The sequence below is a fragment of the Tahibacter harae genome (assembly GCF_024437735.1).
Classification (GTDB): Bacteria; Pseudomonadota; Gammaproteobacteria; order Xanthomonadales; family Rhodanobacteraceae; genus Tahibacter; species Tahibacter harae.
Window position 1 is genome coordinate 385,406 of the sequence record NZ_JANFQO010000001.1, and the last position, 14,283, is coordinate 399,688.

General features: G+C 67.3%; 6 protein-coding genes. 3 read left to right on the forward strand and 3 right to left on the reverse strand.

The features are described 5' to 3' along the window. Positions 1 to 149: 149 nt before the first annotated feature. The 3 genes from NM961_RS01625 to NM961_RS01635 form a co-directional block, all read right to left on the reverse strand. Complete coding sequence (locus tag NM961_RS01625; protein ID WP_255910518.1) at positions 150 to 566, reverse strand: VOC family protein; 417 nt, start codon at positions 564 to 566, stop codon at positions 150 to 152. 278 nt (positions 567 to 844) lie between these two features. Further along, positions 845 to 5,848, reverse strand: a complete 5,004-nt coding sequence (locus tag NM961_RS01630) for an NAD-glutamate dehydrogenase (protein ID WP_439334183.1) — start codon at positions 5,846 to 5,848, stop codon at positions 845 to 847. Positions 5,849 to 6,049: 201 nt separating this feature from the next. Continuing rightward, positions 6,050 to 8,074, reverse strand: coding sequence for a prealbumin-like fold domain-containing protein (locus NM961_RS01635; RefSeq protein WP_255910520.1), 2,025 nt, complete (start codon positions 8,072 to 8,074; stop codon positions 6,050 to 6,052). Positions 8,075 to 8,914: 840 nt separating this feature from the next. On the opposite strand from NM961_RS01635, the gene NM961_RS01640 reads away from it, so the two are divergent. The 3 genes from NM961_RS01640 to NM961_RS01650 are packed head-to-tail and all read left to right on the forward strand — an operon-like array spanning position 8,915 to position 13,911. Continuing rightward, positions 8,915 to 9,559, forward strand: a complete 645-nt coding sequence (locus tag NM961_RS01640) for a TetR/AcrR family transcriptional regulator (RefSeq protein ID WP_255910522.1) — start codon at positions 8,915 to 8,917, stop codon at positions 9,557 to 9,559. Further along, complete coding sequence (locus tag NM961_RS01645) at positions 9,556 to 10,734, forward strand: efflux RND transporter periplasmic adaptor subunit (protein WP_255910523.1); 1,179 nt, start codon at positions 9,556 to 9,558, stop codon at positions 10,732 to 10,734. Before NM961_RS01640 ends, NM961_RS01645 begins: the two co-directional genes overlap by 4 nt. Before the next feature lie 12 nt (positions 10,735 to 10,746). Beyond that, entirely contained in the window at positions 10,747 to 13,911 is a 3,165-nt protein-coding gene (locus tag NM961_RS01650) for a multidrug efflux RND transporter permease subunit (protein WP_255910527.1), read from the forward strand. Positions 13,912 to 14,283 lie beyond the last annotated feature (372 nt).

Below are 14,283 nucleotides of genomic sequence, written 5' to 3' on the forward strand. Positions count from 1 at the left end.
TTGCTGGACATCCGCGCAACTTCCCGAGTCCGTGCCGCGGTTTCCTGCGCAGACTAATACCTGCCCGAACCTCGATCGGGCAGCGTGAAAACAAGCCAGGGTGCGCCGAACCGGTCGAGCCCTTGTGCCAAGCCGATATTTCCTCAACCTCATCCGGGCAGCGCAAGAATCAGCCAAGGCGTGCCGAACCGGTCGACCAGCTGGCCGAAACGTGCGGCCCAGGGCATCTGCGTCAACGGCGCCCTGATCTCGCCGCCCTGCGCCAGTGCATTGAAAATGCGTTGCGCTTCTTCAACGCTATCCGCATGCAGCGCCACGTTGAATCCGCGCATGGGTTCGTAGTCCTCGGCAGGCACGTCGTTTCCCAGCAGGGCCCATTCGCCGACGTGCAACTCCGCGAAGCGGATATGTTCCGGCGCCGAGGCCCTGGAACCCGGCGGCAGCGGGATGTCGCGGCTGTCGCCGTGGGCGTTCATGACAACGACCTTCCCCTTGAGCACGCTTTCGTAATACGCGAAGGCTTGGCGGCAGGTGCCGTTGAAGGCGAGTTGCGACAGTATCCTCATGGCGAATTTCCTCCGGGCCGTCAAAGGCAGGAAATTCGATGCATCGCGCGTGCCTGCGTTGATATTGGCCGAAGCGCCAGGGCCAGCCAGGCCTGCTGTACCGGCGTCATCCTGATGGCGCGTACGGAACACCTGGAATTTTCCGCATCCTGAGCTGCCGGGCCGGGCACGCATCAGATCCGACGATTCACGCCAAAAGCATGCCCCGAAAACAACCCGGGCGCCCGAAGGCGCCCGGATCTTCCACTCAACCACGCACAGCCTGAGGCTGTTTCCGCTCAGCGCGCGCCGGCCTGCACCAGCTGCGCCAGCCTGCGCACGGCGACCGAAACAATCGGATAGTCCGTGACGACCTGCGTGCGCATATCGGCAAACATGCCCAGCGTGAACTTGAGCGAGGCATCGTCGCGGTTGAGCCACTGCTCGACCAGCTCGCCGCCCTCGCCCTTGCCGCCCTTCAGGACCTGCGCCGCCAGCGCCCGGTGCTGCTGGTACAGCTCGTCACGCAGCGATCCGCGCGCATGCGCATGCCAGCGGGTTTCCACCGGCAGTTCCTCGACCTTGGACATCAGCCACTTCAGATGCAGCGCCTCGCCGAGGGCGAAGTGGACCTGCGCCACCTGGGCGACCTTGAGCTTGTTGTCCTGGGCGGTGTCGATGATGTCCAGCGCCGAGACCAGGGCCGGCACGCCGGCCAGCTGTTCGGCCAGTTCGGCCGGGAAGCCCTGGCCCACCCAGCGCTCGCGTGCGGCATCGAACGAGCTGCGCTCGCTGGGGGCGAGCACGGCGGGCAGGGACTGCTTGAGTTCCAGCATGCCCGGGTGATAGCGCGCCACGGCCTTGGCGATGTCCAGCGATTCGCCGGGCTGGTTGAGCAGCCAGCGCGTCATGTTGCGCAGCAGCTGCCAGATCACCAGCAGCGCGTCGATCTGGGCATTGCCGTTGACCTTGCCGTCCAGCGCCTCGATCTGCGCCCACAGCTCGCGCGCATCCAGCACTTCGCGGGCAATGGTATAGGCCTTGGCCACCGGCGCGGGCGCCTGGCCGGTGTCTTCCTGCATGCGCAGCACGAAGGTGGCGCCCATGCGGTTGATCATGGAGTTGGTCACCGCCGTGGCGATGATCTCGCGCTTGAGGCGGTGGCGCTCCATGTGCGCGGAGTACTTCTCCTGCAGCGGCTCGGGGAAGTAGCGCTTGAGTTCGCGCGAGAGGTAGGCGTCTTCCGGCACGTCGGATTCCAGCAACTGCTGGAACAGCACGATCTTGGAATACGACAGCAGGATGGCCAGCTCCGGCCGGGTCAGGCCCAGGCCGCGCGCCTTGCGCTCGGCGAACTCCGCATCCGACGGCAGGAACTCGATCTGGCGGTCGAGCAGGCCCTGCGCTTCCAGCGTGCGCACGAAGTGCTGCTTGGCGCCCAGGCGGCTGACCGACATGCGCTCCATCACGCTGATGGCCTGGTTCTGGCGGTAGTTGTCCATCAGCACCAGGCGCTCGACCTCGTCGGTCATGTCGGCCAGCAGCACGTTGCGCGCTTCCAGCGTGAGTTCCTCGCGCTGCACGGCGTCGCCGAGCAGGATCTTGATGTTGACCTCGTGGTCGGAGGTGTCCACGCCGGCAGAGTTGTCGATGAAGTCGGTGTTCATCAGCACGCCGTTGAGCGAGGCCTCGATGCGGCCGCGCTGGGTCATGCCCAGGTTGCCGCCTTCGCCGACCAGCTTGCAGCGCAGCTCCCTGCCGTTGATGCGGATGGCGTTGTTGGCGCGGTCGCCGGCGTCGGCGTTGGTCTCGGCCTCGGCCTTCACGTAGGTACCGATGCCGCCGTTCCAGAGCAGGTCCACCGGCGCCTTGAGGATGGCGCGCATCAGGTCGTTGGGCGAGAGCTGGTCGACGTCCTCGGCGATGCCGAGCACGGCGCGCACTTCCGGCGAGACCGGAATGGTCTTGGCGCTGCGCGGATACACGCCGCCGCCCTTGGAGATCAGGCTGGCGTCGTAATCGGCCCAGGACGAGCGCGGCAGCGCGAACATGCGCGTGCGCTCCTTGAACGAGATGGCCGAGTCCGGATTCGGGTCGAGGAAGATGTGGCGGTGATCGAACGCGGCGACCAGGCGGATGTGCCTGGACAGCAGCATGCCGTTGCCGAACACGTCGCCGGACATGTCGCCGATGCCGACGCAGGTGAAGTCCTCGCTCTGGCAGTCGCGGCCGAGCGCGCGGAAATGGCGCTTCACCGATTCCCAGCCGCCCTTGGCGGTGATGCCCATGCCCTTGTGGTCATAGCCGACCGACCCGCCGGAGGCGAAGGCGTCGCCGAGCCAGAAGCCGTGGTCGGCGGAGATCGAGTTGGCGATGTCGGAGAAGGTCGCCGTGCCCTTGTCCGCGGCCACGACCAGGTAGGGATCGTTGGCATCGTGGCGCACCACGTTGCGCGGATGCACGATCTCGCCGTCGACGATGTTGTCGGTAATGTCGAGCAGGCCGTTGATGAACATGCGATAGCAGGCGATGCCTTCGGCCAGCTGCGCGTCACGGTCGCCGCCGACCGGCGGGCGCTTGACGAAAAAGCCGCCCTTGGAGCCGACCGGCACGATGACGGTGTTCTTGACCATCTGCGCCTTGACCAGGCCCAGCACCTCGGTGCGGAAGTCTTCGCGACGATCCGACCAGCGCAGGCCGCCGCGGGCGACCGGGCCGAAGCGCAGGTGCACGCCTTCGACGCGCGGCGAGTAGACGAAGATCTCGCGGTAGGGCTTGGGCTTGGGCAGGTCGGGCACCTGCGCCGGGTCGAACTTGAAGCTGATGTAGTCCTTGGGCTTGTTGCCGTCCAGCTGGTAGAAGCTGGTGCGCAGGGTGGCGCGGATCACGCCCATGAAGCTGCGCAGGATGCGGTCCTCGTCCAGGCTGGCGACGCGGTCCAGCAGCACGCGGATCACGCCGATGATGGCATCGGCCTGGGCGTCGCGGCTTTCGCTGCGGGCGGCGTACAGCGCCTCGAACACGGCGGCGTTGCTGGCGCGCACGTCGTCGGGCACCAGCGCGTCGAGTTCCTTGGCCAGACGCTTGCGCGCCTGTTCCAGCGCAGCCTTGCCGGCGCCTTCGCGCTGCGGATCGAACTTGGCCTCGAACAGCTCCACCAGCAGGCCGGCGATGGCCGGGTACTGGTTGAGGGTGGCTTCCATGTAAGCCTGCGAGAACGGCACGCCGGTCTGCAGCAGGTACTTGCAGTAGCCGCGCAGCATGGCGACCTGGCGCCAGTCCATCTGCGCGCCGAGGATCAGCCGGTTGAAGCCGTCGTTCTCGGCCTGGCCGCGCCAGATGCGCTCGAACGCATTCTGGAAGGCCTCGCGCACTTCATCGATGTCGAACTCGATCGCATTGGCGGTCTGTACGTCGAAATCCTGGATGGAGATGGTGGATTCGCCCAGGTCCATCTCGTAGGGATGTTCGGACACGATCTTCAGGCCCATGTTTTCCAGCATGGGCAGCGCTTCGGACAGGGTGATGGGCGCGCCGTAGCGGAACAGCTTGAAGCGCAGCCCGTCGCCCTTCTTGCGCGAGCGGTACAAGGAAAGGCGGATGTCATCCGGCGACTTCAGCGCCGCGGCGGCTTCCACGTCGGCCACCGCCAAGTGCGGCGTGACTTCCTCGATATAGCTGGCCGGCAGCGCCTTGCCGTACTTGTTGGCGAGCTTGAGGCCCTTGTCCTCGCCGTGCTTCTGCACCAGCGCATCGCGCAGTTCGTCGGACCAGTTGCGCACGATCTGGGTGAGCTTCTGTTCGATCTCGGCGATGTCGTAGCCGCCGCGCTCGCCGGGCTTGGGACGGATCACCAGGTGCAGGCGCGCCAGTGCGGATTCACCCACCTGCACGGTGGAATCGACGCGGTCGCCGTGCAGCACGCGCTTGAGCATGGCTTCGATGCGTTCGCGCGTGGCGTTGTCGAAGCGGTCGCGCGGGATGAACACCAGGCAGGAGAAGAAACGGCCGTACTTGTCGCGGCGCACGAACAGGCGCGAACGGGTGCGTTCCTGCAGCTGCAGAATGCCCATCGCCGTGGCGAACAGTTCGTCCACGGTGGCCTGGAACAGCTCGTCGCGCGGCAGGGTGTCGAGGATATGGCGCAGCGCCTTGCCCGAATGCGATTCGCGCTTGAGGCCGGAACGCGCCATCACCGACTCGACCTTCTGCCGCACCAGCGGCACGTCCTGCGGCCGGCGCATGTAGGCGCCGGAGGTGAACAGGCCGAGGAAGCGCTGCTCGGTCACCGGCACGCCGGCGTCGTTGAAGCCGAGCACGCTGATGTAGTCCATATAGCCCGGGCGGTGCACGGTGGCGCGGGAATTGGTCTTGGTCAGGATGATGGCGTCGGTGGAACCCGACTGCGGCAATTCGCGCGCGACCAGGGTGTTGAGCGGCCGCGGCGCGGCATCCTCGTCCTGGCGCAGTATGCCCAGGCCGGTGTTGGGCAGGGTGCGCAGTACATCGACGCCGTCCACCTTGTCGACTGCGTATTCGCGGTAGCCGAGGAAGGTGAAGTGGTCGTTGGCGACGAAGTTGAGGAATTCCTGCGCCTCGGCTACGCCGGCCGCATCGACCGGCAGCTTGCGCTGCGGCAGTTCGCGCGAGAGTTGCAGCATCTTGTCGCGCATCGCGGCCCAGTCGGCGACCGCCGCGCGCACATCGTGCAGCGAGCGCGCCACGCTCTGCTGCAGGCGCTTGATTTCCTCGGCCTCGGCGATGCGGCTGATCTCGAAATGCATGACCGACTCGGCCTTGCCCTTGCCGCTGCCGGTATCGGCCCCGATGGTGAGCACATGGCCGCCGGCATCGCGCTCGACGCGGTAGACCGGATGCACGATGGCATGCACCAGCAGGCCCGCGGCGCTGACCGCCATGCCGACCGAATCGACCAGGAACGGCGAGTCGTCGGTGACGACCTCAAGCACGGTATGGGTGGATTCATAGCCCTGTTCGTCCAGCGCCGGGTTGAACACCCGCACCGAGGACGCGCCGGACTTGCGCACACGCACGAACTCCAGCAGATCCAGCGCCATCGCGGCCCACTGCGCAGCAGGGCGAACTGCCAGGTCTTCGGCAGTCACCCGGTGCAGCAGGTGGGCGGCGAATCCCTGAGCTTCCTTGAGCCGGGCTGCGGACAGCGTGCTCTTGAGTTCAGTCAGCACGGCCTCTACGGCCGGCGCCTGCGCATTCTCGCTCTTGGCGGACATGGGCTTCCCTGAAGCAATGAAAGAACGGCGGAGGATACGCCTGTAGGGCATATGAATCCAGCCAAAAACCTCCTTAAAAACGGGTGTTTAACCTCGCAGTCAGGGGGCGGTTCCAGGCCCCCGGCGGGGCGCCGAAAGCCAGTGCCATTCCGGGCCGGAATCGCAGGAGCCGCTTTTCTGCACCGCAACAACCAGGCGCGTCCTCCATCCCGGCCGGGCCGGGATGGAGGACGCGCACTTAATGCTGCGACCTCAGTACCGGCGCAGCGGACGGCGCCGCTGCGCGACCAGCGCGACCAGTGCCAGCAGGCCGCCGAGGCCGACCACGCCGGCAGGGCCAAGCGCCGGCACCGGGCGCTGCTGCGGCGACGGCGCGACCGGCGTGGTCACCGCGCTGCTGCAGCCGCTGCCGCTGCCGCAGCCGTTGCCGCTCAGGGTCGCCGTGTTGACCACCGCGGTGTCCGCGGCGGTGAGGTTCGGCGTCACCGGAATGGTGAAGGCTGCCTGCGCGCCGGGCGCCAGGCCTGCGGCAATCGTGCAGGTGACGACCTGCCCCGCCGCCGTGCAGCCGGCCGGCAGCGGCGTGCCCACGGCCAGCGTCGCCGGAACCGGATCGGTCACGGTGGTGATTTCCGTGGTCGCGGCCGACCCCGTGTTGGCGACCGTCAGCGTATAGCTGGCCGGCACGCCGACGACGAAGCCCGCCGTGCTGGCGGTCTTGGCGAGGCTCAGCTGCGGCGCACCGACCGGCGTAGTGGTCGAGCTGCTGCAATGGGCCGCGGTCGGACAGGTCGTATCGCCGCCGCCCGAGACCAGCGCCGTATTCGTCACCGTCGTGCCGTCGGCGGCGGGAGTCGGAGTCACGGGGATCACAAACGACACGCTGGCACCGGCGGCCAGGCCGGCCGGGATGGTGCAGCTCGCGTCCTGCCCCGCAATCGTGCAGCCCGCCGGCGCCGTTCCGGGCGTCAGCGCGGCGGGAATCGCATCCGTCACCGTCGCGGCGGCGGTGGTAGCGCCGGTACCGCCGTTGGTCACCTGCAAGGTATAGGAAGCCGGCACGCCGACGACGAAGCTGCCGGCACTGGCCGTTTTCACGATATCCAGCCGGGGATCCGCCTTGGCATTGGTGAAATCGCAGCGGATCTGCGCATCCGGGCCTACATCCGCCGCGGCCAGGGTCAGGCTGGCAGTGGCGGGGCCGGTCACCGGCGCGGCCAGCGTGGCGACTACGGCGTTGCCGTTGGCCAGGTCGATGCAGGAGGCGTCGCTGAGCGTCCAGCCGGCAGGCACGGCTTCGCTGAGCGTGGTGTCCTGCGCCGAATTGGCGATATAGCGGACCAGGCCGTCGACGAAGGTGTTGTCCGTAGCGACGGCGATGGTCTCGCCGGTCGCCGCGGTCGGCGCCGCGGCATCGCTCTGCACATTGGACGGATAGGAGAAGGTGAAGGAATTCGAGCCGGTCGCGCCCGTGGTGCGCTTGCGGATCTGCAGCGAAGGCTGGGTCAGCGAGAACATCAGCACATGGCCGTCGCCGGAGCCGGCCGAGTTGACGATGTCGATATTGTCCCAGATGACCTGGCCCAGGCTTCCGGCGGCCGCATCCAGACGGATAGTGCCGCAGGCGCCTTCGGGGTTGCTCCCGTCGTTCGCTTCGCAGCCGCCGACATTGGCGGTGCGCGCCGTGGAATTGACCAGCGTGCCGGTGACTTCGAATTCGTTGTTGCCGCTGAGACGGACAATGCTCAGCCCGGCCGTCGGGGCGAACTCGTACTGCCCGGCATCGCTGTTGAGGTAGTGCATGCGCACGGCGCCGGAATCGAACGCCTGGGCGAAGGTCAGGGTGGTGCGGAAGGAAGGAACCACCGTGGCACATCCAGCCACGGCGCCATCGCGGTTGATGTTCACGGCGATGCCCGGGGTGACGCCCGGCGTCGGCGCGGGCGTATAGAACGCGCCCGGATAATTCGTTCCCGTGGGCGCCATGCCGCCGCCGTACGGTGCGCCGACCTCGCAGGTGGCGTTGGACACCACGGCATTGTTTCCGGCAACGCCACCCAGCGTGAAGGAGAACCCCGTGGTTCCCGAGTAGTTAGTACCGAACACCGTGCGCGACTGCGCCGCCACCGCCGCCGGCAGCAGTAGCGCCGCGCCCGTCAGCAGCAGGGCCGCCGTTCCGGCGCGACGCCGGATACCGCCACCGCCGCCCGCGCAACCCGAAACATCCCTGGCCGTGTCGCTGCCACCGACCGGCCGCCTGCATATCAACTCATTCATTGCACCACTCCTTGAGGCAACCGGATCTCCGTCCCTGTCCACGCACAGGCAATGCATCGCCGGGCCAAGGAAGGTTCCGGTCGCTGGTTTCTGCTGATCGCTTCCCGACTGCCGGATTCGTCATCCGGCACCTGCACCGTCCACCCGCAGCCGCCGCGCCAGCGCCGCCTGCAGTGGCGATTGATGCGCGCAACCGCCCGCAGCGCGCAGGCCTGCGCGCCGGCAAGGAAATTCCGCGTAATTCTTCAAACCCCGGATACGACAGCCGCATCCGCACATGCGACGGGCGCGGCGCCAACGACCCCCGCTGTCATGACTCAACGCCGAAGCCCGCGGGCCCATGATGCGCCGGGAACATGGCGCAGGCCTTATTATAATATTTACTCGACGTTAATGCATACACGATCGTGGAATTTTGACAAATATCACAGGTTACTTTTCATACTATTGCAGAACATCGCAGACACTCACGAAATATTGCAGATTCTTGCGCGCCTCCGCGCAGACCGCACCGGCGCAGCCCATCCCTGAAAACCAGTTCAGAGCCTGAGGGGAACCCCGGATATTGCAGTGCGTGCGTCTACCTAAAATGATCGCAGCCGAATCACCTGCCGCAGGCCGGCCGCCGCGGGACCGCCGACCATAGACAATATCCACAATTAAACAAAATCACCGCACAGAGGCAACAACTGACCGGGGGCGCCCCGCCGGCGGCCGCCTCCCCGGCGATTGCAGCGGGGCTGGGCGAGGTTCGACTTTGGTCTCGGGGGACTGGCAGGCGCCGCGGACCGCCCCCTAGAATCCGCAAATTCTAAACTGGACGGTACAGTCCAAAACCCCATGCCCGCCTCCCGTGCCCGCACCAGCAAGCGCCAGCAGCGCATGCGCGAAGCCGCCATCGAACTCATGTTCGAGCTGGGCTACGCCGTGAGCATGGACGCCGTGGCCCAGCGCGCGGGCTGCTCCAAGCAGACGGTCTACGCCCACTTCGGCAGCAAGGAAGGCCTGTTCCGCAGCGTCGTGCGCGACCTGCTGGGCCCGATAAGCGCCAGCCTGGAAACCGATTGCGGCGATCTGGAGCAGGCCCTGCGCACGTTTGCCCGCGCACATCTGGAACATTTGGCGCAGACTCGCACCGTGACCGCGATCCGCATGCTCACGACCGATATCGCCCGCTTCCCGGAAGAGGCCAGGGCGCTGTTCAACGCCGGTGCGCTGAGCATCCAGCAGCGCCTGGCGGAATGCCTCGACGCGGCGATGCAGCGCGGCGAACTGCGCCGCGACGACCCGCTGGCCCTGGCCGAGCTGCTGCTGGGCATGCTGGTCGGCTTCGACATCGACCGCCGCCGCCTCGGCCTGCCGGGGCGCGACACCGCGCAGCAACGCGAAGACTGGGCCGACCGCAGCGTAGATGCCTTTCTACGTGCGCATCGCGAACCGTCCGCCATCGTATCCCCCACTCACCGATCAAGGATGTCCCCATGAGTCCGCTGTCCCTGCGACTGTTTGTTTCCGCCGCCCTGTTGCTGAGCCTCGCGGCCTGCGGCCAGAAGGGTCCGCCCGCCAATCAAGCGCCGCCGCCGCCGGAAGTCGGCGTGGTCACGGTCAAGGCCTCCAGCGTGCCGCTGACGCGCGAACTGGTCGGCCGCCTCGCCGCCACGCGCACGGCCGAAGTGCGCGCGCGCGTGCCCGGCATCGTCGAAAGCCGCCTGTACACCGAAGGCAGCGACGTGACCGCGGGCCAGCCGCTGTTCAAGATCGACCCGGCACCGCTGCAGGCCGCGCTGAACGCGCGCGAGGCCGCCCTGGGTCAGGCCCGCGCCAACGCCGCCAACGCCGATGCCAAGGCCCGGCGCTACCAGGACCTGTCCGCCCGCGGCGTCATCGCCAAGCAGGACCTGGACGATGCCATCGCCGCCCAGCGCACCAGCGCCGCGGCGGTGAAACAGGCCCAGGCCGATGTGGAATCGGCGCGCCTGAGCCTGGGCTATGCCTCGGTCACCGCCCCCATTGCGGGCCGCGCCGGCCGCGCCCTGGTGACCGAGGGTGCCCTGGTCGGCCAGGGCGAGACCACGCCGCTGACCGTGGTCGAGCAGATCGACCCCATCTATGTGGACTTCAGCCAGTCCGCCGCGGAAGTGGCCCAGCTGCGCCGCGCCCAGGCCGCCGGCAAGCTCAAGCTGGCCGCGCCGGACCAGGTCGAAGTGCAGCTGACCCTGCCCGACGGCAGCGCCTACGGCCAGAGCGGCACGCTGAGCTTCGCCGATCTCGCCGTCGATCCCGCCACCAGCGCCGTGTCGCTGCGCGCCACCTTCCCCAATGCCGAGCGCACCCTGCTGCCCGGCATGTTCGTCAAGCTGCGCCTGGTCCAGGGCGAGCTGGAACAGGCCTTCGTCGTGCCGCAAAAGGCGATCCAGCGCGATCCCAAGGGCGCCTACGTGCTCGTGGTCGGCGCCGACAGCAAGGTGCAGATGAAACATGTGGAACTGGGCGAACTGGCCGGCGCCGACTGGGTGGTCAAGAGCGGCCTGGCCGACGGCGACCAGGTCATCGTCAGCGGCCTGCAGAAGGCCCAGCCCGACAAGCCGGCCAAGGCCGTGCCGCAGGAGCAGCTGGACCAGCCGCCCGCGCCGGCCGCCCCCGCGGCGCCGAAAGCGTAAGGAGAACGCCCCGTGCCTCAATTCTTCATCGACCGCCCGGTATTCGCCTGGGTGATCGCCATACTGATCACCCTGGGCGGCGTGCTGACCACGATGCGCCTGGGCGTGGAATCGTATCCGCAGATCGCCCCGCCCCAGGTCGTGGTCAGCGCCAACTACGCCGGCGCCAGCGCCGACACCGTGGAAAAGACCGTCACCCAGGTCATCGAGCAGCAGCTCAACGGCATCGATAACCTGCTGTATTTCAGCTCCACCTCCAATGCCAGCGGCAATGCCTCGATCACGCTGACCTTCAACAGCGGCACTGATCCGGACATCGCCCAGGTGCAGACACAGAACCGCGTCTCGCTGGCGCTGCCGCGCCTGCCCGCGGAAGTGACCCAGCAAGGCGTGGTGGTGGCCAAGGCCAATGCCGGCTTCCTGATGGTCGCCGCGCTCAAGTCCGACGACGGCGCGCAGGATTCCTACGCGCTGAACAACATCATTTCCTCGCGCATCCTCGACCAGATCCAGCGCATCGCCGGCGTCGGCAGCGTGACCCAGTTCGGCTCCGAATACGCCATGCGCATCTGGCTGGATCCGGACAAGCTGCAGGGCTACGGCCTGGCGCCCAGTGCAGTGCTGACGGCGATCCGCGGCCAGAACGTGCAGTTCGCCTCCGGCTCGGTCGGCGCCACGCCGACCATCGACAAGCAGGGCATTTCCGCCAACGTCATGGCCGAGGGCCGCTTCACCACGCCCGAGCAGTTCGAGAACATCGTGCTGCGCACCTCCGCCGACGGCACCACGGTCAAGATCAAGGACGTGGGCCGGGTGGAGCTGGGGCCGTTCTCCTACGGCCGCGCCACCTACTACGGCAAGAACGCCATCGCCGGCTTCGCCGTGCAGCTGCTGCCCGGCGCCAACGCGCTGCAGGTGGCCGAGGCGGTCAAGGCGCGCATGGAGGAACTGAAGGCCAGCTTCCCGCCGGGCGTGTCCTGGTTCGTGCCCTACGACAGCACCACCTTCGTGCGCATGTCCATCTTCGAGGTGGTCGAGACCCTGGTCATCGCCGTCGTGCTGGTGTTCGTGGTGATGCTGGTATTCCTGCAGAACTTCCGCGCCACCCTGATCCCCACGCTGGTGATCCCGGTCGCGCTGGCCGGCACCTTCCTCGGCATGTACTTCATCGGCTTCACCATCAACCAGCTGTCGCTGTTCGCGATGGTGCTGGCCATCGGCATCGTGGTCGACGATGCGATCGTGGTGATCGAGAACGTCGAGCGCATCATGAGCGAGGAACACCTGCCACCCAAGGAAGCCACGCGCAAGGCCATGGGCCAGATCACCGGCGCGGTCATCGCGATCACGGTCGTGCTCGCGGCGGTGTTCATTCCCAGTGCCATGCAGGGCGGCAGCGTAGGCGCGATCTACCGCCAGTTCGCCCTGACCATCGCCATTTCGATGGGCTTCTCCGCGCTGCTCGCGCTGTCGTTCACGCCGGCGTTGTGCGCCACCCTGCTCAAGCCCACGCATCCGGAGCCGAACCGCTTCTTCCGCTGGTTCAACCGCACCTTCGACCGCACCCTGGACACCTATTCGCGCCAGACCACCGCTGCGGTGCGGCGCCCGGCGCACTGGATGATGCTGTTTGCCGTCATCGTCGTGGTCTGCGGCTTCTTCTACACGCGCCTGCCGGGCAGCTTCGTGCCGGAAGAAGACCAGGGCTATACCCTGGCCATCGTACAGCTGCCGGCCGGCGCCTCGCTGCAGCGCACGACCGAGGCGATGGAGCACGTCAACGAGATCCTGTCCAAGAACGACGCGGTCGAGGCCGTGCTGCAGGTCAGCGGCTTCAGCTTCATTGGCCAGGCGGACAACGTCGGCATGGCGTTCATCCGCCTCAAGCCCTGGAAGGAGCGCAAGACCGATGCGATGACCTTCATCCAGCAGGCCAACGGCGCGCTGTACATGGGCCTCAAGGACGCCCAGGCCTTCGTCGTCAACCTGCCCACCATCCAGGGCCTGGGCGCGTTCGGCGGCTTCGACATGTATCTGCAGGACAGAAGCGGCGCCGGCCACGAAGCCCTGGTCGCGGCGCAGAACACCCTGCTGCAGCAGGCCGCGGCGAAGAAGGAACTGCTGCAGGGCGTGCGCCCCAACGGCCTGCAGGATTCGCCGCAGCTGAAGATCGAGGTGGACCGGGTGCAGGCGCAGTCCATGGGCCTGTCCGTCACCGACGTCTTCAGCGCGATCCAGCTGATGCTCGCGCCGGTGTACGCAAACGACTTCTTCTACGAAGGCCGCGTGCTGCGCGTGGTGCTGCAGGCCGATGCGCCGTTCCGCATGGGCCCGGAGGCGCTGGCGCGCATCTTCCTGCCCAGCGCCCTGCCCGCCTCCGGCGGTTCGGCCACACCGAACATGATTCCGCTGTCCAGCGTGGTGCAGTCCAAGTGGGTGATGGGCCCGCCGGCGCTGGTGCGCTTCAACGGCTATTCGGCCATCGAGATCGTCGGTTCGCCGGCGGCCGGGCGCAGTTCCGGCGAAGCCATGAACACGATGCAGGACATCATCCGTACCGAGCTGCCGCCGGGCTTCGGTTTCGACTGGGCCGGCCAGTCGCTGCAGGAAATCGTCTCCGGCAACCAGGCGCCGCTGCTGTTCGGCCTGTCCATCCTGGTGGTGTTCCTGTGCCTGGCCGCGCTGTACGAAAGCTGGTCCATTCCGGTGGCGGTGATGCTGATTGTGCCGCTGGGCGTGCTCGGCGCCGTGCTGTTCTCGCTGGCGCGGGGGCTGCCCGACGACGTGTACTTCAAGATCGGCCTCATCACCATCATCGGCCTGGCCGCGAAGAACGCCATCCTGATTATCGAGTTCGCGGTGGAGGCCCAGCGCGAAGGCAAGCCGCTGCGCGAGGCAGTCATTGAAGCCGGCCGCCTGCGCATGCGGCCCATCCTGATGACCTCGTTCGCCTTCATCCTGGGCGTGCTGCCGCTGGCCATATCCTCCGGCGCCGGCGCCAACGCCCGCCACGCCATCGGCACCGGCGTGATCGGCGGCATGATCTTCGCCACCTTCCTCGGCCTGCTGTTCGTGCCAGTGTTCTATGTGGCGATACGCCGGCTGCTGGGCGACCGCACCGACGAGGCGCACAAGCCGGCGCCGGCGAAGATCGCACCGCCGCACGCCAGCGCATAGCGGACGGCGATTCCACCGCGTGAAACGCAACAGGCGCTGCGAGCGATCGCAGCGCCTGTTTCATTTGCGAGGCGGCAAGCCCATTCGCCGGCGTACGCATCGGCGGAAAAACACCGCGCACACGCGGCGGACTCCGGCAGGGCCACCTGCTGCGGCGCATTCCGGCCACGCTTCCCGGCGGCGAATCCGGCAGCACGGCAGCAGCGGCGGGAAACAGCCCGGCAGCGAATTGAACAACGTGGATTTTTTTCAAAGCCACGGGCTGCACGCCGCCGCCGTCCTGCCGGCGGAATCCGCCTAGGCCGCCTGCCCTAGCCGCGCCAGGCTCGCGGCCGTGACCCAAAACCTGCCGGCCCAGGCATAATCGGGCGA

Coding starts and splice junctions, on each gene's coding strand:
- NM961_RS01625 (WP_255910518.1), bottom strand. CDS start 566: ATGAGGATACTGTCGCAACTCGCCTTCAACGGCACCTGCCGCCAAGCC.
- NM961_RS01630 (WP_439334183.1), bottom strand. CDS start 5,848: ATGCCCTACAGGCGTATCCTCCGCCGTTCTTTCATTGCTTCAGGGAAG.
- NM961_RS01635 (WP_255910520.1), bottom strand. CDS start 8,074: ATGAATGAGTTGATATGCAGGCGGCCGGTCGGTGGCAGCGACACGGCC.
- NM961_RS01640 (WP_255910522.1), top strand. CDS start 8,915: ATGCCCGCCTCCCGTGCCCGCACCAGCAAGCGCCAGCAGCGCATGCGC.
- NM961_RS01645 (WP_255910523.1), top strand. CDS start 9,556: ATGAGTCCGCTGTCCCTGCGACTGTTTGTTTCCGCCGCCCTGTTGCTG.